This is a genomic window from Tardibacter chloracetimidivorans (genome assembly GCF_001890385.1).
Classification (GTDB): domain Bacteria; phylum Pseudomonadota; class Alphaproteobacteria; order Sphingomonadales; family Sphingomonadaceae; genus Tardibacter; species Tardibacter chloracetimidivorans.
This window is the reverse complement of the sequence record NZ_CP018221.1, coordinates 1,177,820-1,196,103: the sequence shown is the minus strand read 5'-3', so window position 1 is coordinate 1,196,103 and position 18,284 is coordinate 1,177,820. Positions and strand designations below refer to the sequence as shown.

Sequence of the window (18,284 nt, the reverse complement as noted above, 5' to 3'; positions counted from 1 at the left end):
CCCGGGTGTTGTTTACATGCAACGCACTGTTGCTAAGGTGCAGGCATGGAAAATCCGGGGATCAGGCCCGATGCCGAGAAACGGCGCTCGTGGAGGCGCGCCCGCAGGCGGCTGAGCCGCATGGTGTCGCGCGTCGATCTCTATCCGCGTGTGGAAATCGCAACGGCTGTCGTCGCCGTGGTGATCGGGCTCGCGAGCTATGCGATCGTCACGGGCGTGCGCGCGCCCGCAGCCGGATTGCCGCCGTCGCTCGTCACCGTGCTGCTGGTGGCCAATCTCACGCCGCTGATGGTGCTTATCACGCTGATCGCCCGGCGGCTGGCGCTGCTTGTCGGGCATCGCAGGCGGGGCACGGCGGGGGCCAGGCTCCATGTGCGGCTGGTGGCGCTGTTTTCGGTCGTCGCCGCGGTGCCAAGCCTGCTGGTGGTGATCTTCGCATCCATGCTTTTCCAGTACGGCGTGGAGTTCTGGTTTTCCGACCGCGCGCAGACCGTCCTCGAAAACGCCGACCGCGTCGCACAGGCCTATGTGCAGGAGAACAAGCAGCGCATCGTCAACGATCTGCTTGCCATGGCGAGCGACGTAAGCGGCTATGGTCAGGAATTCGGCCTTGAATCGCAAAGCTTTGCGCAGGGCCTTGCGTGGCAGGTGGCGGCCCGCAACCTGTCCGAGGCGGCCGTCGTCGTCCAGGCGGACGGCGAGCTGAACCTGATCGCGGGGGCCAATCTCGACCGGCGACCGTTGGACCGCCGTATCCGCCCCCAGGACGTCAGCGCCGTCTCGACCGGCTCCGCCCGGGTCATCACCGATGCGGGGGATCGGGTGGAGGCGCTGATCCGGCTCGATCCCGAAACGCCCGTGTTCCTCTATGTCTCGCGCAAGGTGGACCCGCTGGTGCTGGCGCAGGTGGCGCGCACCCAGACGGCGCTGAGCGATTACAAGACGCTCGTCACTCGTTCGCGCGCACTTGAACTCAGGTTCAACATCATCCTGCTCGTCGTGTCGCTGCTGATCCTCGCCATTTCCATCTGGGTGGCGCTCTGGCTCGCCAACCGGCTGGTCAGCCCGATCCGCAGGCTGGTGACCGCGGCCGAGCGCGTCGGCGCGGGCGACCTGTCGGCCCGCGTCTCCGTCAGGCATTCTCCCGACGAGATCGGAACGCTGGCGCGCGCCTTCAACCGGATGACGACCCAGCTTCAGGCGCAGACGCGGCAGCTTATCACCGCCAACGATCAGCTCGATGACCGCCGCGTTTTCACCGAGGCCGTGCTGGCCGGGGTGACGGCCGGCATATTGTCGGTGGACGGCGACGGCCGGATTCAGCTCGCCAACCGGTCGGCGGAAGTGCTGCTGGAGGCGGAGGAGGGCGCGCTTGTCGGCAAGCCGCTGGCCGATGCCGCGCCCGAGCTGGCGCAGATCATCGACGCCGGACAGGGCGAGATGATCGTCCAGATCGAACGCGGGCTGGAAACGCAGACGCTCGCCGTCAAGCTGGTGGAAGTGGCGGGGGGCCATGTCCTCACCTTCAACGACATTTCGCAGCAGCTTGCGGACCAGCGCCGCGCCGCCTGGGCGGACGTCGCCCGGCGCATCGCGCACGAAATCAAGAACCCGCTGACGCCCATCCAGCTTTCGGCCGAACGGCTGCAACGGAAATACGGCGGGCAGATCAACGACGATCCGCAGACCTTCGCGCGGCTGACGGGAACGATCGTGCGGCAGGTGGGCGACCTCCGGCGGATGGTGGACGAGTTCTCGTCCTTCGCGCGCATGCCGAAGCCGGTCTTCCGCGAGGAGCCGGTGCTGGACATCGCCCGCCAGACGCTGTTCCTGCACGAGGTGGCGCATCCGGCGATCGAATATCGCGTGACGGTGGGCGAACCTGCGCCGGTGCTGGTGTGCGACAGGCGGCAGATCGCCCAGGCGCTCACCAATCTCGTGAAGAACGCGACCGAGGCGGTGGAAGCGAGGCGCGAGACGGATTCCGCCGCCGGCTCGGTGGAAATCGCGATCGCGCAGGAAGCCGGCAGGCTTGTCGTCTCGGTGCTGGACGACGGCGTCGGCCTTCCCCGCGAGCGGGACCGCATCACCGAGCCCTATGTCACCACCCGCATGCGCGGAACGGGGCTGGGCCTCGCCATCGTCAAGAAGATCGTCGAGGAGCATTTCGGAAACCTCGAGTTTCTGGACCGGCCCGGCGGCGGAACGATCGCCCGCATGACATTCGACATGCATCTGCTTGCGGCCGCGCGCGACGAGCCGGACCCGACGAACGACAATCCCGAAGAACAACAAACAAACCGGAGGGCTGATGGCTCTTGAAGTATTGATCGTCGACGATGAGGCGGACATCCGCGAGCTGGTCGCCGGCGTCCTTGAAGACGAGGGCTATCAGACGCGAAGTGCGGCGAACAGCGACGACGCGCTCACCGCCCTGTCGGAGCGCCGCCCCTCGCTCGTCCTGCTGGACGTCTGGCTTCACGGTTCGAAGCTGGACGGGCTGGACCTGCTCGCCGAGATCAAGCAGCGCGATCCGACGCTGCCGGTGGTGGTGATTTCCGGCCATGGCAATATCGAGACGGCGGTCACCGCCATCAAGCGCGGCGCGTCGGACTTTCTGGAAAAGCCGTTCGAGGCCAGCCAGCTTGTGCTGGTGGTCGCGCGGGCGACCGAGACCGACCGGCTGCGGAGAGAAAACGAGACGCTCAGGAGCAGGGTAGGGGCCGATGAGGAACTGACCGGCAATTCCCCCGCCATCAACAATGTCCGGGCGACGTTGAAGCGAGTCGCCGTTACCGGCAGCCGTGTTCTGATCAGCGGTCCCGCAGGCGCGGGCAAGGAAGTCGCGGCGCGAATCCTCCACCTCTGGAGCGCGCGCGCCAATGGCCCCTTCATCGTCGTTTCTTCCGCCCGGATGGAGCCTGAATGGGTGGAAGAGCAGCTTTTCGGCAAGGAGGAAGGCGGCGAGCTTGTCCGCCCCGGCCTGCTGGAACAGGCGCATGGCGGGACGCTGTTCCTCGACGAGGTCGCCGACATGCCACTCACCACCCAGGGCAAGATCCTGCGGGTGATGACGGAGCAGACCTTCTCCCGCATCGGCGGCAGCCGCCTGGTTAAGGTGGACGTCCGGGTCATATCCTCCACCGCGCGTGATCTTCAGGACGAGATCGCGCACGGCCGGTTCCGCGAGGACCTGCTCTATCGGCTAAACGTGGTGCCGGTGCATCTTCCCGCCCTGTCGGAGAGGCGCGACGACATCATGCCGCTGATCGACCATTTCCTGACGCGCTACGCCGCCGAACGGCGTGTGCCGGTGCCCGAACTGGCATCGGAGACGGTTGCCGCGCTGCAGTCCTACGACTGGCCGGGCAATGTCCGGCAACTCCGGAACGTCGTGGAACGGACGCTGATTCTCACCCCGCCGGAGCGGCTCGGCCGGATCGATCCCGATCTCCTGCCCGCCGAGGTGCTGAGCGATCAGGAGCGGCTTTCGCCCGAACAGGCGGTCAAATCCATTATCGCCACGCCGCTGCGGGAGGCGCGGGAATCCTTCGAGCGCGAATATCTGAAAGCGCAGATCAGGCGATTTTCGGGAAACGTCTCGCGGACAGCCGCGTTCATCGGCATGGAAAGGTCTGCGCTTCACCGCAAATTAAAGGCGCTGGGGCTCACCGAAAATGAACGGGAGGAAGAAGAGGAATAGCTTTCTTCGCAACCGCAACATGCTATGATAGACTTGCTTCGAAGGTGTCGAAGCGTTTCGTCGCCGATCCACGGCGCAATTGCGGGCCAGAGCAGCCTGCCAACAAAGGAGCCTAACTATGGCCGACAAGTCCAACAACCTTCAGGACATTTTTCTCAACACTCTCCGCAAGACGAAGACGCCGGTGACCATGTTCCTGGTCAATGGAGTGAAGCTCCAGGGCGTGATCACCTGGTTCGACAACTTCTCGGTGCTGCTCCGCCGCGATGGACATTCGCAGCTTGTCTACAAGCATGCGATCTCCACCGTAATGCCGGCAAGCCCGATCAACCTTGCGGAGATCGACAGCAAGGCTGACGATTGACCGATATAACCATCGCCCGCACCGATGATGCGGGCATTGCACGCGGGGCACGGGCGCTCGTCGTGGTTCCCGATCTTGGAGCGGGTGGAAGGCGTTCCGGCGAAGCGAGGCTGGAGGAGGCGGTTGGTCTGTCCGCCGCCATCTCCCTCGACATCGTCGGGGCTGAAGTCGTGCGCGTGCGCAGCCCGCGCCCGGCCACCCTGTTCGGCACCGGACAGGTGGAAGTTCTTGCGGCGACCGTCGCGGGGCATGAGGCGGAACTTGTCGTCGTGGACGGCAATGTCAGCCCTATCCAGCAGCGCAACCTTGAAAAGGCGCTTGGCGCAAAGGTGATCGACCGGACCGGGCTGATCCTCGAGATATTCGGGGAGCGGGCGGCCACGCGCGAAGGCACGCTTCAGGTGGAGCTTGCCCATCTGGACTATCAGGCGAGCCGGCTGGTGCGCTCCTGGACCCACCTTGAGCGCCAGCGGGGCGGCTTCGGCTTCCTGGGGGGTCCGGGCGAAACCCAGATCGAGACCGACCGGCGGCTGATCCGCGATCGCATGGCGAAGCTCCGGCGCGAACTGGAGGGCGTCAAGCGCACGCGGACCCTCCACCGTTCGCGGCGGCAGCGCGCGCCATGGCCGGTGGTGGCGCTGGTGGGTTATACCAACGCGGGGAAATCCACGCTTTTCAACCGGCTCACCGGCTCGGATGTGATGGCGGAAGACCTGCTGTTCGCCACGCTCGACCCGACGCTCAGGGCCATCCGGCTGCCGGGCCATGACAAGGTGATGCTGTCCGACACCGTCGGTTTCGTGTCGGACCTGCCGACGCAGTTGGTCGCCGCGTTCAGGGCCACGCTGGAAGAAGTCCTTAGCGCCGACCTCATCATCCATGTGCGCGACATTTCCCATGCCGACAGCGACGCGCAAGCCGCCGATGTCGAAGAGGTGCTTGGCACGCTGGGCGTCCGCTCGGGTGGGCCGGATGCCGTGCCGATGATCGAAGCGTGGAACAAGCTGGACCGGGTCGATGAAGATCGGCGCGCTGCGCTGGTGGCGGAGGCAGATCGCCGCGACGATGTGGTCGCCCAGTCCGCGCTCACGGGAGAAGGGCTGGAGCGGCTGATTACGGCCGTCGCCGACCGGCTGACCGCGGCCGCCAGGGTCCATCGCATTCAGCTCTCCTCCAGCGACGGCGAGGGTCTGGCGTGGCTTCGCGCCCATGGCACGGTCGTCCGTGAGGAGGCGAGCGAGGACGGGACGACCCGGTCTGTCGACGTGCGCCTCAGCGACGTGGACCGGCGGCGTTTCGAGGCGCGCTTGGCCGTCAGGACCTAATGCCGATCGGCGCGGTTATATCGCGTCGCGCTTCTCGCGCACCTTGACCTCCATCCAAAGCCGGTCCTTTTCCTCAAGCGAAAGATCGGCAAATCCGTCGCCGCCAAGCGTCTCCATCGCCTGAAAGCGGCGGGTGAACTTGGCGTTTGCATGGCGCAGCGCACTTTCCGCGTCGACGGCCAGATGCCGCCCGAGGTTGACCATGGCGAAAAGCAGGTCGCCATATTCCTCGATCCGGTGATCGTGGGATGCGGCCTCGTCCAGTTCCTGAAGCTCTTCCAGCACCTTGTCGCGAGGCCCGTTGGCGTCGGGCCAGTCGAACCCGACGCGCGCCGCCCGCTTCTGGAGCTTTTCGGCGCGTTTCAGCGCGGGCAGGGCCAGCGCCACGCCTTCAAGCGCGCCGTGCTGGCTTGAGGAGGCGCGTTCGGCCGCCTTGATATTTTCCCAACCCGCGCTTTCGCCCTCGCCGAACACATGCGGGTGGCGGCGGATCATCTTGTGGGTGATCGCGGAAATCACGTCGTCTATGGAAAACGCATCGGCTTCCGACGCCATCTGGCTGTGATAGACGACCTGCAGCAGAAGGTCGCCCAGTTCGTCTTTCAACGCGGGCAGATCGCGGCGCTCTATGGCGTCCGCCACCTCATAGGCCTCTTCGATGGTGTAGGGCGCGATCGAGGCGAAATCCTGCTGCACGTCCCATGGGCAACCATTCTCCGGATCGCGCAGGCGGCGCATCACCTCGCACAAGGCCTGAAGGTCGGCGGCGGTGGGCTTGTCTGGCACTGGAAAACGCCTCGCTTGTGAGAATGAGCGACTGTCTGACCTTGCGGCGTGGTACGAACTGAACGCCCGGCGCGCAAGGAGCCGGGTCCGAACCCTGCCGAATACGAACCCTGATGGTGATGAGGAACCAATGGCGGTATTGATCGCTTCTTCACCCGCGACTGGAGGCTGGCTTGACGAAGCGTTGGTGGGAAGGCGGTTGCGTCTACCAGATATATCCCCGGTCGTTTCAGGATTCCGATGGCGACGGCGTCGGCGATCTGAGCGGCATCGCGCGGCGGCTCGATCATCTGGTCGATCTCGGCGTGGATGCGGTCTGGCTTTCGCCCGTCTATCCCTCGCCCATGGCCGATTTCGGCTATGACGTCGCCGATTACCGCGACATCGACCCGATGTTCGGGACGCTTGCCGATTTCGACGCGCTGATTGCCGCCGTCCATCAGCGGGGCCTGAAGCTGCTGATGGATTTCGTGCCCAATCACAGCTCCGACCGCCACCCCTGGTTCGTCGAAAGCCGCTCGTCGCGCGCATCGCCCAAAAGGGATTGGTACATCTGGCGCGACCCTGCGCCCGGTGGCGGCCCGCCCAATAACTGGACCAGCGATTTCGGCGGGTCGGCCTGGGAATATGACGGCCCAAGCGACCAATATTATCTCCACGCCTTTCTAAAGGAGCAGCCGGACCTCAACTGGCGCAATCCCGATGTGCGCGCCGCCATGCTCGACGCCATGCGGTTCTGGCTGGATCGCGGGGTGGACGGCTTCCGGATCGACGTATTGTGGCACATCGTGAAGGCGGCGGGCCTCCCCGACAATCCGTTGAACCCGGACTATCACCCCACGATGGGAGAGAAGTTCAAGGTGCTGCAGCTTCATTCCACCGACCAGCCTGAAACGCACGAGATCATCCGCGAGATGAGGCGGATCGCCGATAGCTATGACGGCGGCGACGAGCGGGTGCTGATCGGGGAAATCTTCCTCCCGCTCCCCCGGCTGATGGCCTATTACGGTAACGAGAGCGACGGCGTGCACCTGCCATTCAATTTCCAGCTGGTGGAATCGGACTGGCACGCCGAAGCCATCGCCCGGTTCATCCTCGACTATGAAGCGGCGCTTCCGGCGCACGGCTGGCCCAATTGGGTGACCGGAAGCCATGACGCGAAAAGAATGGCGGCAAGGGTGGGCGAAGCACAGGCGCGGGTCGCGGCGATGCTGCTGCTGACGCTGCGTGGCACGCCCACGCTCTATCAGGGAGACGAGATCGGGATCGGCGAGGTGACGATACCGCCCGATCAGTTGAAGGACCCGCGCGAACTGCGCGAGCCGGGCCTCGGCCTTGGGCGGGACCCATCCCGCACGCCAATGGCATGGGACGCCTCGCTGAACGGCGGCTTTTCGGAAGGAACGCCCTGGCTGCCGCTCCATTCGGACTGGCAAAGCCGCAATGTGGAGGCGCAGCTTGGGGACACAGGCTCGATGCTGCATCTGTACCGGCGTCTGCTCCGGCTGCGTCGTGGGCATCCCGCGCTGTCCATCGGGGAATGCGCCGATGTGCGGGCCTCGGGCGATGTCCTCAGCTATGATCGCCATCATGAGGGCGAGCATATGCGCATCATCCTGAACCTGTCGGGCAGGGACCAGCCGCTGCCGGTGGACGTCACTGGCTTTCGCCCGCTGCTCACCACGATTGCGGACGGCCAGCCCGTCTCTCCGGCTGGCGGGCTGCGCGCCGACGAAGGCCTGCTGCTGATCATGGACGGCAGGACGTGATGCGGGTCGGGATGCTCGGTTCCATCTCCTGGCGAACACCCCCGCGCGGCTATGGCCCGTGGGAGCTTGTCACCAGCCTTCTGACCGAAGCGCTCGTCGCGCGTGGGCTGGACGTGACCCTGTTCGCAACCGCCGATTCCATCACTTCCGGCAAATTGCAGGCCGTCGTCCCGCGCGGCTATTCGGAAGAGCCGAGCGCCGACGCAAAGGTTCTGGAAATCCAGCACATCGCCAATTTCTTTGAACATGCGGGCGCGTTCGACATTCTCCACAACCAGGCGGATTTCGTTCCGCTCGCCTTTTCGCGGCTGGTGTCGACGCCGATGGTCACGACCATCCACGGCTTTTCGTCGGAGCGGATCGTGCCGGTCTATGCGCGCTATAATGATCGCGGCACCTATGTCTCGATCAGCGATGCCGACCGCCATCCCGCGCTTCGCTATGCCCGGACGATCCATCACGGCATCCGGCTGGAGGACTTTCCCTTCAACTCGGCGGGGGGCGAGGATCTGCTGTTCTTCGGGCGCATCCATCCCGACAAGGGCGCGGCGGAAGCCATTGCCGCCGCAAGGGCGACGGGCCATAGCCTGACCATGGCCGGGATCGTTCAGGATCAGGCCTATCACGACCGGCAGGTGCTGCCCTTTCTCGACGGTGAAAGCGTCCGCCACATCGGCATGGTGGGCGGCGCGGCGCGTGCCGCAACGCTGGGGAACGCAAGGGCGCTGCTCCATCTCATCAACTTCGACGAGCCCTTTGGCCTGTCGGTGGTGGAGGCGTTGGCTTGCGGCACGCCCGTCATCGCCTTCAGGCGCGGGTCGATGCCCGAACTGATCGAGGACGGCGTGACCGGGTTTCTGGTGAATAATCTGGATCAGGCGATCGCAGCCATCGGCCAGATCGACCGGATCGACCGGCGGGCCTGCCGCGCGGCGGCGGTGAAGCGCTTTTCGGTGGACCGCATGGCCGACGAATATATCGCGCTGTACGAGGAGATTCTGACCTCGCGGCGCTGACGGCTAAACCGACTTCTCGTCCTGCTGGCTGGCCTGTCGCTGCCCCGTCTTGCCGATGAAGCTGATCTTTCCGTCCGTCTCCAATATTGCCCAGGCGACATCGCTGGTCCGCGCGATCCCCGCCAGGCGCATCTCGGCCTCCAGCTCGCTTGGCGTGATCCGGTCATGCTTCATATTTTCCCTCAATATTTCGCCGTCGCGGATCAATATGCGCGGTTCGCCTTCCAGCAGCCGCTCCGCCCGGGGAAAGCGATAGCTCAACCAGCTGAGGACCAGCGCCCAGAAGGCAAAGGTGCCGATCGCCAGCGTTGCGCCCGTGAGGCTGAAATCATTGTGGGTAACGCCCTGCTGGATCAGATCGCCCATCACGATGAGCAGAACCAGCTCGAACGGCGTCATCTGCGACAGTTCGCGCTTGCCGAGCAGGCGCAGCAGCACAAACAGCACCACGAACATCACGGTCGCGCGGATGACGATATCCATCAGGGAAGCACCGTCAGTTCGATGGGCGTCTGCGCGACCGGGGTCTCGCCGTCCAGCAGCGACACCAGGCCCCTGCTTCCGCCCATCCGCGCGGGATTGATCTGCCCGTCGATCTTCATTTCCAGCCGGTCGCCGGCCTTCAGCGCCTCGTATTTGAACTGGAACGCATCACCTGAAAACGTCTCTTCCGCGGGGGCGGGGACCATGGTGTTGATCGTGACGTCCCGCCAATAGGGGGCGGAGATGGTGATCACAGGCTCGGCAATGTCGCGCCGGGCCGTAATCTGGACACGAAACTCGAAGAACTCCCCGTTGCGCAGCACGGCGGGCGCATGGACGCGCATTGCCGCTGCCGGAGTATCGATGCTCAAGTCCCGGTTGTGAACGCCGCCGAGCAGCCCGGACAGCGCCCCTGCCATCAACAGCGAAAGCACGACAAAGGCCAGCCAACCCCGATTTCTTCTGAAGCTCCCGCCCGCCGTGGCGTGACGGTCGGCCATCCCATCTGGAAGTTCTCGGGACGTTGGACGGTTCAATAGCCTGCTCGTCATCCTTCCGGGCGCTTGCGTCGCCGGTCTGGAAAACGGCCGCCGCTCGTGATGGTTCCGGTATGGAAATCATCGCCCTGTCGAGGGATGTGTTCCGCCTTGAACCAAATCCGCCTTCAAAGGTTCCGATAACAATGGCGCAAGAACAGCACAGGTCCGGCCGGTCCGGGTCGCCGGTTCAGCCTTTTTCATTTTGGTCGACGACAATCCTTTGCGCGGGAGAACTATCGTGAATTACAAGAAGATAAGTCTTGGTCTTGGCTATTTCTCGCTTGCCCTCGGCGCGCTGGAACTGCTCGGTGCGAGGCGCATCGCCCGCACGCTGGACGTGCCGAAGCGCGGCAACATCGTGCGCGCCTTCGGAGGCCGCGAAATCGCCGCCGGGGTTGGCCTGATCCAGAGCCCGGCGCACGCGCCCCGCATGTGGCACCGCGTGCTCGGCGACGCGATGGATCTGGGCGCGCTCGGGCTGGTCGCCCGCAAGTCGCCGGGGAACCGCGTGGCCCTGGGGGCGCTGGCGGTCGTTGCCGGCGCGACGGCGCTCGATATCTGGGTGGCTCGCGGGCTGGACCGGACGACGGGACGCACCTTGCCGGCGCGCGCGGCCGCATAGGCGGCCGCCAGCCGCAGATGCAATCACTGCCCGGCGATCCCACTCGCCCCACCGATTCTTCGGGAACGGGTCGCGGGCAAGATGGTTAGGCGATCACCCTTCAGGAGAAATAAAATGGCGACGACCCCAACCCGCGAAAGCGGGGACGATGCCTCTTTGTCTTCCCCGAAGCAGAACATCGATGTTGATGGCCAAGAATTGGCAAAGACGAAAAGCGACGCATTCACTGCGGCCGCAGTCACGATCGATTGCCCCCGAAATGAAGTTTTCGCCTTCTGGCGCGATTTCTCCAACCTCGCTTCCTTCATGGACAATGTCGAACGGGTCGAGGTGCTGGACAGCCGCCGCTCTCACTGGGTGGTAAAGGCCCCGGCGGGCAGGACGGTGGAGTGGGAGGCCGTCGTCACCGACGAGGCGGAAGGGCAGCACATCGCCTGGCAATCGGTGGAAGGCGCGGATATCCGCAACGAGGGCCGCGTCGATTTTCGCGATGCCCAGGGTGATCGCGGCACCATCGTCACCGCGACCATCGCATATGATCCGCCGGCCGGAGCAGTCGGCAAGCTCATCGCCAAGCTGTTCCAGCGCGAACCTGCGATCCAGGCGCGGCGCGACCTGAGGCGGCTGAAACAGCTTTTGGAGGCGGGCGAGATCGCCACCTCCGCGCGCACCAGGGCGCAACACCAGCAGGAGATCGGGTGATGCGGGCACTTACATGGCATGGAAAGCACGACGTCCGCGTGGACACGGTGGACGATCCTGAAATCATCAATCCGCGCGATGCGATCATCAAGGTCACGTCGACCGCGATCTGCGGATCGGACCTCCATCTTTATGACGGCTATATTCCCACGATGAAGGCCGGGGACATACTCGGGCACGAGTTCATGGGCGAGGTGGTGGACACCGGCTCGGCCAGCACGCTCAAGAAAGGTCAGCGCGTGGTGGTTCCGTTCACCATCTCGTGCGGACGCTGCTATCATTGCTCGAAACAGCAATATTCGGGCTGCGACAACGGCAACCCCGCCGACAATCAGGACATCGCCCAGACCCTTTACGGCCATCCCATGGCGGGCCTCTTCGGATATTCGCACATGACCGGCGGCTATGCGGGCGGGCAGGCGGAATATGTCCGGGTGCCCTTCTCCGATGTCGGGCCGATCGTCGTTCCCGACGGCGTGGATGACGACAAGGTGCTGTTCCTGTCCGACATCCTGCCGACCGGCTGGATGGCCGCCGAAAATTGCGAGATCGAGCCGGGCGATACGGTGGCCGTATGGGGCTGCGGCCCGGTGGGGCTGTTCGCCGTTCAATCGGCGTTTCTGCTGGGGGCGGAGCGGGTGATCGCCATCGACCATTTCCCCCGGCGGCTCGCGCTGGCGAAGACGTTCGGCGCGGAGACGATCAATTATGAGGAAGCGAAAACCTATGACGTCTTAATGGAGATGACGGGCGGCATCGGTCCCGACGCTTGCATCGATGCCGTGGGGCTGGAGGCCCACGGTCTCTTCGTCGACAATGTGGTGGATCAGATCAAGGCGTCCACCTACCTCGGGACCGATCGAATCCACGCGATCCGACAGGCGATCATCGCCTGCCGCAAGGGCGGCCGGGTCTCCATGCCCGCGGTCTATGGCGGCTTCGTCGACAAGTTCCCGCTGGGCGCGCTGATGGAAAAGGGCCTGACGCTGAAGACAGGGCAGACGCACGTCCAGCGATATACCGAGCCGCTTCTTGCCGCGATCCTGGAGGACAAGATCGATACGACCTTCCTCATTAGCCACCGCATGCCGCTAGAAGATGCGGCCGAGGGCTATCGCATGTTCCACGACGAGCAGAACGAAGCCACCAAGATCGTACTGAAAACGGGCGCGGCCTCGCTGCATTAGGAGATTTGCCCTGATGGCGTCGTTGCCGGCTAGCGGCCCTCGGGCTGGAACAACGCGACCTTCCGCAGTTCGGGCATGTCGACGATGCGCAGCCATTTGGATTGCAGCTCGATCAGCCCCTTTTCGCGCATCTGCTTGAGCGTGCGGTTGACATGAACCGACGTCAGCCCGGTGATGTCTGCCAGATCGGTCTGGGTCAGCGGCATCACGAACTGGTCGTCATAAGTCAGGTTTATGGTGCGAAGGCGCTCGAATATTTCACAGAACAGATAACTCAGGCGTTCGAGTGCAGTCTTTCTCCCCAGATTTGTTATCCATTCTGAGAGTTGGTAAGAACTCGAAACGATCTTCGACCATATTTTCATTTCCAGTTCATGATCTTTCGACAAGGCATACAGAAGATCGTCGCATTCGATACGCAAGGCGCGCAGGTTGGTCAGCGCCACGATCGGCTCCCTCGATCGGCCGTTCTGCGCCCATTCCATTTCACAATAGTCGCCGGGCAGGAAAAGCCGGGTCACCTGTCTTCTGCCATCTGGGAGGAGCCGGAAGCGGTGCGCCCAGCCTTCCAGTATCCGATAGATCGCGGGCTGGCTTTCGTTCTCGCGCGCTAGAAACTGGTGCGGACGCAAGTATAGTTTCGTATATGAAACGCTGTCCGACAGATCATCGGCTATAACATCCCGAATATCTGAATGGACCATGCTAAAGCCGCCGCAATCTATCGCCGAATTACGATATGGTCGTCCGTCCGTCTGACGCGCGTTTTCCACGGTCTGAATGTTCGCAGCGCCTCGCCCATGGGCGATCACTCCCCTATGTCGAAGTTTTCGATGGGCGGGAGGCGGCCCAGCGACCGTCCGCCCTCGCCATGCACAACGCGAGACGCCGGTTCTTGATCCATTTTGTAACAGACTGGCCTGATATAAGTAGGCGGTCACCCGGCGGACGGGCAAGCTGCATAGATCAGGTCCAGCGCACGGGCCACGTCGGTCAGTCGATCCGCCTCCCGCCGGTAGCGGGGGCTGACCGTCAACTGCTGCGCCCATGCGATCGCCGCGCGGCCGCCCCATTCGTCCGGCGGGGATGCGAGCGTCAGGTTCGACGTCCCCTGATGATGTTCGGCGACGAAATCATAGAAGGAACCATTGACGTTGCGCAGCGTCGCGCCGCCGTCCGTGCCGAAGAAGCTTGCGGAGATGACGGCGTCGCACCCTGCATGCAGCCGCCACGAGCAGGCGAGGCGCACGACCGCGCCATTGCCGAGGTGAAGAGTGGCGACGGCATAGTCCTCAACCATCGCCGTCCGGTTCGCCAATGGCTCCCCGCCCGCATAGAGCGCGGAGGAGACTTGCACGATCTCGGGAAAATCCAGCGCCCAGAGCGCCAGGTCCACCAGATGGATACCAAGGTCCATCACGCAACCACCGCCCGAAAGGCGCGGGTCGTAGAACCAGGGCTTGTCCGGTCCATAGGCATTGTGGAAGACCAGATCGAGCGCATGGACGCGCCCAAGCGCGCCTGTGGACAGCAGGTTTCGGATCTGCCGCATCGCTTCGGTATGGCGATAGCAGAGGTCTACCCCCAAAAGCCGGTCGGCGGCGCGGGCGGCGGCGATCACCTTCTGCGTCTCGGCGCCGTTGCGGCCAAGCGGCTTCTGGCAGAAGACTGCAAGCCCATGTTCCAGCACCCTGATCGCCTGTTCGGCATGAAGCGCGCTTGGCGTTGCGATGACGACGCCGTCGAGATCAAGGCCGAGCAGTTCGTCCAGCGAAGTTGCGGCAGCCGCGCCGGGGGCGAGACGCTGCGCTTCGGCAAGGCATTCGTGCGACGAATCCGCGCATGCCACGGCATCCACCAGCCCGCTTCCGCAAAGCGCCTCCATCCGGTGCCGCCCGATCCACCCGGTGCCGAGAAAGCCGATCCGGGGACGCGGCCGCGCGGCCATGGCCGGCGCTGTGGCAAGGGCTGCCTCGGTCATGGCGTCACCAATGCCTTGACGAAACCTTCCGGACGGTCGCGCGTCGCGTCCAGCGCCTCGCCCAGCCGCTCCAGCGGGTAATAATGGGTGTAGAGCAGCGAGGGGTCGATCCGCCCCGACACGACCGCCTCCACCGCATCGGCGATCCCCGCGACATAGGCGGACGGGTCGCGTTCATGCGCGTTGATGACGTCGATGCCCCGCCAGTTCCACAGCCACATGTTGATCTGGCGGGGACCATCCTGATGATAGCCCGCCACGACAAGGCGGCCGCGCTCGGCGGTGAGTTCGGCGGCAAGGTCGAGAGGCCATTGCTTGCCCACCGCCTCGATCACCCGCTCGCAGAAGCGGCCTTGCGTCAGCTCACGGACCTTTTCGATGATATCGTTGTGGTCCTCCATCGCGATGGTTTCCGCCGCGCCGAACGTCCGCGCCAGGTCCAGGCTGGACCGGCGGCGCGAGATGGCGATCACCCGCGCGCCCGCCTGGCTTGCGAGCCGCGTCAGCAGCGCGCCCAGAAAGCCGATGCCGATGATCGCGACGGTCTGCCCCGTCGCAATGCCGCTGCGGCGGAAGATGTTCATGGCGCAGCCCAGCGGCTCGCCCGGGAATGGCGTTGCGTCTAGCTCCGGCGGGAGGCGCACGACGGCATTCGCCGCCGCCAGATCATATTCGGCATAGCTGTTGTACGACAGCGCGGCGACCCGGTCGCCCGGCTTCACCTCTGCGACGTCCGGCCCCACCGCATCGACGATGCCCCAGCCTTCATGGCCCAGCGCACCTCCCTCGGTCGGGAACTGCATCCATTCCGGCCCCGCCCACGGCGTGAGGTTGGACGCGCAGACCCCGCATCCCTCCAGCCTCACCCGCACCTGTCCGGCGCCGGGAGCGGGCAGGGGCGCTTCCTCCACGCGTACTTCGCCGGGTGCCGTCAGCACTGCGACCCTCATCATCATGCGCTCACCTTCGCGCCTTCGTTCAAAAAAGCCTCCAGCGCATCATGGGCGGCGTCATCGGTCATCTGGCGGGGCGGATGCTTGCAGAACAGCGCCGCCGCCGGTTCGATGGGGCCGGCCAGCCCGCGATCCAGCGCGATCTTGGCGCAGCGGATCATGTCGATCGCCACTCCGGCCGAATTGGGGCTGTCTTCCACCGACAGGCGCAGCTCCAGGTTCAGCGGCACGCCGCCGAACATGCGGCCTTCCATGCGCAGGAAGCAGACCTTGTTGTCGTTCTGCCAGGCGACGTAATCGGACGGGCCGATGTGGATGTTCTCATCCTCCATCCGGCGCGCGGCGACCGATTGCACCGCCTCGGTCTTCGATATCTTCTTCGACGTCAGCCTTGTGCGGTTCAGCATGTTGAGGAAGTCGGTGTTGCCGCCTGTATTGAGCTGATAGGTGCGGTCCAGCGTCACGCCCCGCCGGCGGAACAGGTCGGTCAATGCGCGGTGGACGATCGTCGCGCCAAGCTGCGCCTTGATGTCGTCGCCGATGACCGGAACGCCCGCCTCGGCGAAGCGCCGCGCCCATGCCGGATCGCTGGCGATGAACACGGGCATTGCGTTCACGAACGCAACCCCGGCCTTCAGCGCGCATGTGGCGTAGAACTCCGTCGCTTGCTGGCTTCCGACCGGCAGATAGTTGATCATCACGTCGACGCGCTCGTCGCGCAGCCGCTCCGTCACTTCGTCCTCGGAAGGCTCCGGCAGTTCGGCGGGGACAAAGGTGCGGTCGGCCGGATAGTCGCTCATATGATCGGCGACGCCGTCCAGCAGCCGGCCCATTTCCACCAAGGTTCCCGTATCCGCCACCGCTTCGCAGAAGCGGGTGGTGCAGTTGGGCCGTGCGAAGATCGCGCTCGCGACGTCCTGTCCCACCTTCCGCCGGTCGATGTCCCAGGCCGCCACCACGCGAATATCGTGCGGGCGATAGCGGTCCATCTCATATCGGGTCAGGCCGATCGGGTCGTTCAGGCCTTCGCCATAATGGGCAAGGCCCTGCACGAGCGAACTGGCGCAATTGCCGGTTCCGACGATGGCCAGGTTGATCGGGTTTGCGGCAGGCGCGAGCATCGGCCGTCTCCTTCAGGCGCGGATCGCGACCCGTTCCTCGATAACCGCGGGGGCATAGCGTTCGATCATCCAGCCGCAGAAATCGGCAAAGGCCTGCGGTTCGCGCGCGGGGCTGGTGTGGTGGGGGACAATCCCCAGATGCTCGGGCGTGAAGCAGAAGGTGAGGGTCACGTCGAAGTCCGTGAGCGCCTCCATCTGCCGGTCGAACCAGTCGAGCGCGCCGGGGCGGAAGCTGTCCGCCCAGCTCAGCCCGGTGCGCAGATGGCGGACGCCCAGCTGCTTCATGCACGCGACTGCGTCGTCCAGCCTCGGGTCCTCGAAATGGAACCACTGCATCAGGCCCATGTCGGCGGCGTGGCGGTCGTAACGGGCAAGCGCGGGTTTCGGGCTTCCGTCCTCGCGCAGCAGGCCCATGTAGAAATGCCGGTAATAGCTCGATCCTTCCGCCTCCCTGTGGCGGGTGGTAGCTCCCCAGCTTTGCGGCAGGTCATAAAGCGAATACCAGAAGACGCGCGGCGCGCGGCCGATCAGCAGTTCGGCCGTGCGCTCCAGCCCGAAGACCTGCACTTCCTCCGCCCCAAAGGAACTCACGCCCACTTCGGTCACCCAGACCGGCTTGTCCGGCACGACCTGTTCGATCTCGGCGATCTTTTCGGGCCAGGCGTGGATCGGCCACAGGTTCCAGTCCAGCGGAAAGCCGTGGACCGCAACCACATCGACGGCGTCCAGCGCGCCCTGTCCGCGCATCAGATTGACCCAATGGGGGTCGATCGGCGACATGCCGCCCAATACCTTGGTGATGGCCGGATTCGCCGTCTCGATCGCAGCGCCCGCCCGGATTACCGTGTCGGCGTAGATCGCCCATTCGGGGTCAAGCTCGGGGTCCCAATGCGATTTGTTGTTGGGCTCGTTCCAGATCATCGCTGCTTCAATCATTCATGGTCCTCCTGAGGGCGAGCCGGGTAGACGGCGCCGCTTTCCATGCCCCATCCGGCACAGGGCATTCCGGCGACGCGGCAGATGTAGACTTCCTCTTCCGGCCGGCTTTCGATGGAAAAACCGGCCGCGCGCAGCATGGCTTCGGAACAGGCGCGGTTGGGCGCCCACCAGTTCGTCCAGTCGCCTGCATATTTGCGCTCGATGAAGTGCAGGCGCGGATAGCCCGGATCGTTGAAATAGTCGGGCGGCCGCGTGGTCCCCGGCATGTGGAACGGGTGGTCGGCCGGAACGTCGACCACCTCCTCGCTGCCGCGCTGCATCGTCTGGAACAGCAGCAGGTCGCCCGCCACATGTTCGCGGATCAGGTCCAGCGCAAGCAGCGGGTGCCGCAGGTGGTAAAGCACGCCCATGAAGATGACGAGGTCGAACCGGCGGCCCAGTCGGGCCACGTCATAGACGGACAGCTTTTCAAAGCCGATGTCGAGGCCCAGTTCATCGGCGACGAAGCGCGCCTGATCCAGATAATGGTCGTCCCAGTCGATGCCCAGCACTTCGGCTGCGCCGCGCTGCTTCATCTCCACTGAATAGAATCCGGCGTTGCAGCCGATGTCCAGCACCGTCTTGCCGGTAAGATCGGCGGGGAGGGCATCGGCAAAGCGGCCGAACTTCACATCCGGATAATTGCCCAGGAAATGGTCGGGCGCGGTCCACACGCCGTCGATGCAGATGTTGTGAAACCAGGGGCCAAGCTCGGCCACCCGCTGGCGCACATGGCTCTGGCGCTTCGTCATCAC

17 protein-coding genes and 1 pseudogene are annotated in these 18,284 nt (G+C 64.5%); 9 read left to right on the top strand and 9 right to left on the bottom strand.

The window, feature by feature from the left end; all coding sequences use genetic code 11:
- Positions 1–45 precede the first annotated feature (45 nt).
- The 4 genes and pseudogenes from BSL82_RS06200 (at position 46) to hflX (ending at position 5,392) form a co-directional block, all read left to right on the top strand.
- Positions 46–2,322, top strand: a complete 2,277-nt coding sequence (locus BSL82_RS06200; protein ID WP_226998651.1) for a sensor histidine kinase — start codon at positions 46–48, stop codon at positions 2,320–2,322.
- A complete protein-coding gene (ntrX, locus tag BSL82_RS06195; protein WP_072596503.1) occupies positions 2,312–3,703 on the top strand; it encodes a nitrogen assimilation response regulator NtrX in 1,392 nt (463 codons plus the stop codon). Before BSL82_RS06200 ends, ntrX begins: the two co-directional genes overlap by 11 nt.
- A gap of 118 nt (positions 3,704–3,821) precedes the next feature.
- Positions 3,822–4,061: pseudogene (gene hfq, locus BSL82_RS06190) on the top strand (RNA chaperone Hfq); the annotation flags it as partial.
- Positions 4,062–4,072: 11 nt separating this feature from the next.
- On the top strand, positions 4,073–5,392 hold the full coding sequence (gene hflX, locus BSL82_RS06185) for a GTPase HflX (RefSeq protein ID WP_072598628.1): 1,320 nt from the start codon (positions 4,073–4,075) through the stop codon (positions 5,390–5,392).
- 15 nt (positions 5,393–5,407) lie between these two features.
- Here hflX and mazG read toward each other — a convergent pair whose 3' ends face one another.
- The gene (gene mazG / locus BSL82_RS06180) at positions 5,408–6,178 is read right to left on the bottom strand and encodes a nucleoside triphosphate pyrophosphohydrolase (protein WP_226998650.1); all 771 of its coding nucleotides are present in this window, start codon (positions 6,176–6,178) and stop codon (positions 5,408–5,410) included.
- 173 nt (positions 6,179–6,351) lie between these two features.
- Between mazG and BSL82_RS06175 the strand changes: the two genes are divergently transcribed.
- On the top strand, positions 6,352–7,947 hold the full coding sequence (locus BSL82_RS06175) for an alpha-amylase family glycosyl hydrolase (protein WP_072596501.1): 1,596 nt from the start codon (positions 6,352–6,354) through the stop codon (positions 7,945–7,947).
- On the top strand, positions 7,947–8,963 hold the full coding sequence (locus BSL82_RS06170; RefSeq protein ID WP_072596500.1) for a glycosyltransferase family 4 protein: 1,017 nt from the start codon (positions 7,947–7,949) through the stop codon (positions 8,961–8,963). Before BSL82_RS06175 ends, BSL82_RS06170 begins: the two co-directional genes overlap by 1 nt.
- Positions 8,964–8,966: 3 nt before the next feature.
- On the opposite strand, the gene BSL82_RS06165 is transcribed toward BSL82_RS06170, so the two are convergent.
- Entirely contained in the window at positions 8,967–9,446 is a 480-nt protein-coding gene (locus BSL82_RS06165) for a DUF421 domain-containing protein (protein WP_072596499.1), read from the bottom strand.
- A complete protein-coding gene (locus BSL82_RS06160; protein ID WP_072596498.1) occupies positions 9,446–9,946 on the bottom strand; it encodes a hypothetical protein in 501 nt (166 codons plus the stop codon). The genes BSL82_RS06165 and BSL82_RS06160 overlap by 1 nt, the downstream gene beginning before the upstream one ends.
- 277 nt (positions 9,947–10,223) lie before the next feature.
- Here BSL82_RS06160 and BSL82_RS06155 point away from each other — a divergent pair, with 277 nt between their 5' ends.
- The 3 genes from BSL82_RS06155 to BSL82_RS06145 all read left to right on the top strand — a co-directional run bounded on the left by BSL82_RS06155 (position 10,224) and on the right by BSL82_RS06145 (position 12,496).
- The gene (locus tag BSL82_RS06155) at positions 10,224–10,607 is read left to right on the top strand and encodes a hypothetical protein (RefSeq protein ID WP_072596497.1); all 384 of its coding nucleotides are present in this window, start codon (positions 10,224–10,226) and stop codon (positions 10,605–10,607) included.
- A gap of 114 nt (positions 10,608–10,721) precedes the next feature.
- Positions 10,722–11,309 (top strand): SRPBCC family protein, encoded by a 588-nt coding sequence (locus BSL82_RS06150; protein ID WP_072596496.1) that lies wholly within the window; start codon positions 10,722–10,724, stop codon positions 11,307–11,309.
- The gene (locus tag BSL82_RS06145; protein ID WP_072596495.1) at positions 11,309–12,496 is read left to right on the top strand and encodes a zinc-dependent alcohol dehydrogenase; all 1,188 of its coding nucleotides are present in this window, start codon (positions 11,309–11,311) and stop codon (positions 12,494–12,496) included. The genes BSL82_RS06150 and BSL82_RS06145 overlap by 1 nt, the downstream gene beginning before the upstream one ends.
- A gap of 29 nt (positions 12,497–12,525) precedes the next feature.
- Here the strand turns inward: BSL82_RS06145 and BSL82_RS06140 are convergent, their stop codons facing one another.
- The 6 genes from BSL82_RS06140 to BSL82_RS06115 all read right to left on the bottom strand — a co-directional run bounded on the left by BSL82_RS06140 (position 12,526) and on the right by BSL82_RS06115 (position 18,281).
- Complete coding sequence (locus tag BSL82_RS06140) at positions 12,526–13,200, bottom strand: Crp/Fnr family transcriptional regulator (RefSeq protein ID WP_083579073.1); 675 nt, start codon at positions 13,198–13,200, stop codon at positions 12,526–12,528.
- A gap of 233 nt (positions 13,201–13,433) precedes the next feature.
- Positions 13,434–14,477, bottom strand: coding sequence for a Gfo/Idh/MocA family protein (locus BSL82_RS06135; RefSeq protein ID WP_072596494.1), 1,044 nt, complete (start codon positions 14,475–14,477; stop codon positions 13,434–13,436).
- On the bottom strand, positions 14,474–15,433 hold the full coding sequence (locus BSL82_RS06130) for an MDR/zinc-dependent alcohol dehydrogenase-like family protein (protein ID WP_226998649.1): 960 nt from the start codon (positions 15,431–15,433) through the stop codon (positions 14,474–14,476). The genes BSL82_RS06135 and BSL82_RS06130 overlap by 4 nt, the downstream gene beginning before the upstream one ends.
- Complete coding sequence (locus BSL82_RS06125) at positions 15,430–16,551, bottom strand: inositol-3-phosphate synthase (protein WP_072596493.1); 1,122 nt, start codon at positions 16,549–16,551, stop codon at positions 15,430–15,432. Before BSL82_RS06125 ends, BSL82_RS06130 begins: the two co-directional genes overlap by 4 nt.
- Before the next feature lie 12 nt (positions 16,552–16,563).
- Positions 16,564–17,487 (bottom strand): glycosyl hydrolase, encoded by a 924-nt coding sequence (locus BSL82_RS06120; protein WP_072596492.1) that lies wholly within the window; start codon positions 17,485–17,487, stop codon positions 16,564–16,566.
- The gene (locus BSL82_RS06115) at positions 17,484–18,281 is read right to left on the bottom strand and encodes a TIGR04290 family methyltransferase (protein ID WP_072598624.1); all 798 of its coding nucleotides are present in this window, start codon (positions 18,279–18,281) and stop codon (positions 17,484–17,486) included. The genes BSL82_RS06120 and BSL82_RS06115 overlap by 4 nt, the downstream gene beginning before the upstream one ends.
- Positions 18,282–18,284: the final 3 nt, after the last annotated feature.

Excerpts from the sequence above, each read along its gene's own strand:
- BSL82_RS06200 (WP_226998651.1), top strand. The coding sequence starts at position 46 with ATGGAAAATCCGGGGATCAGGCCCGATGCCGAGAAACGGCGCTCGTGG.
- ntrX (WP_072596503.1), top strand. The coding sequence starts at position 2,312 with ATGGCTCTTGAAGTATTGATCGTCGACGATGAGGCGGACATCCGCGAG.
- BSL82_RS06170 (WP_072596500.1), top strand. The coding sequence starts at position 7,947 with ATGCGGGTCGGGATGCTCGGTTCCATCTCCTGGCGAACACCCCCGCGC.
- BSL82_RS06165 (WP_072596499.1), bottom strand. The coding sequence starts at position 9,446 with ATGGATATCGTCATCCGCGCGACCGTGATGTTCGTGGTGCTGTTTGTG.
- BSL82_RS06160 (WP_072596498.1), bottom strand. The coding sequence starts at position 9,946 with ATGGCCGACCGTCACGCCACGGCGGGCGGGAGCTTCAGAAGAAATCGG.
- BSL82_RS06150 (WP_072596496.1), top strand. The coding sequence starts at position 10,722 with ATGGCGACGACCCCAACCCGCGAAAGCGGGGACGATGCCTCTTTGTCT.
- BSL82_RS06145 (WP_072596495.1), top strand. The coding sequence starts at position 11,309 with ATGCGGGCACTTACATGGCATGGAAAGCACGACGTCCGCGTGGACACG.
- BSL82_RS06140 (WP_083579073.1), bottom strand. The coding sequence starts at position 13,200 with ATGGTCCATTCAGATATTCGGGATGTTATAGCCGATGATCTGTCGGAC.
- BSL82_RS06135 (WP_072596494.1), bottom strand. The coding sequence starts at position 14,477 with ATGACCGAGGCAGCCCTTGCCACAGCGCCGGCCATGGCCGCGCGGCCG.
- BSL82_RS06130 (WP_226998649.1), bottom strand. The coding sequence starts at position 15,433 with ATGATGATGAGGGTCGCAGTGCTGACGGCACCCGGCGAAGTACGCGTG.
- BSL82_RS06125 (WP_072596493.1), bottom strand. The coding sequence starts at position 16,551 with ATGCTCGCGCCTGCCGCAAACCCGATCAACCTGGCCATCGTCGGAACC.
- BSL82_RS06120 (WP_072596492.1), bottom strand. The coding sequence starts at position 17,487 with ATGATTGAAGCAGCGATGATCTGGAACGAGCCCAACAACAAATCGCAT.
- BSL82_RS06115 (WP_072598624.1), bottom strand. The coding sequence starts at position 18,281 with ATGACGAAGCGCCAGAGCCATGTGCGCCAGCGGGTGGCCGAGCTTGGC.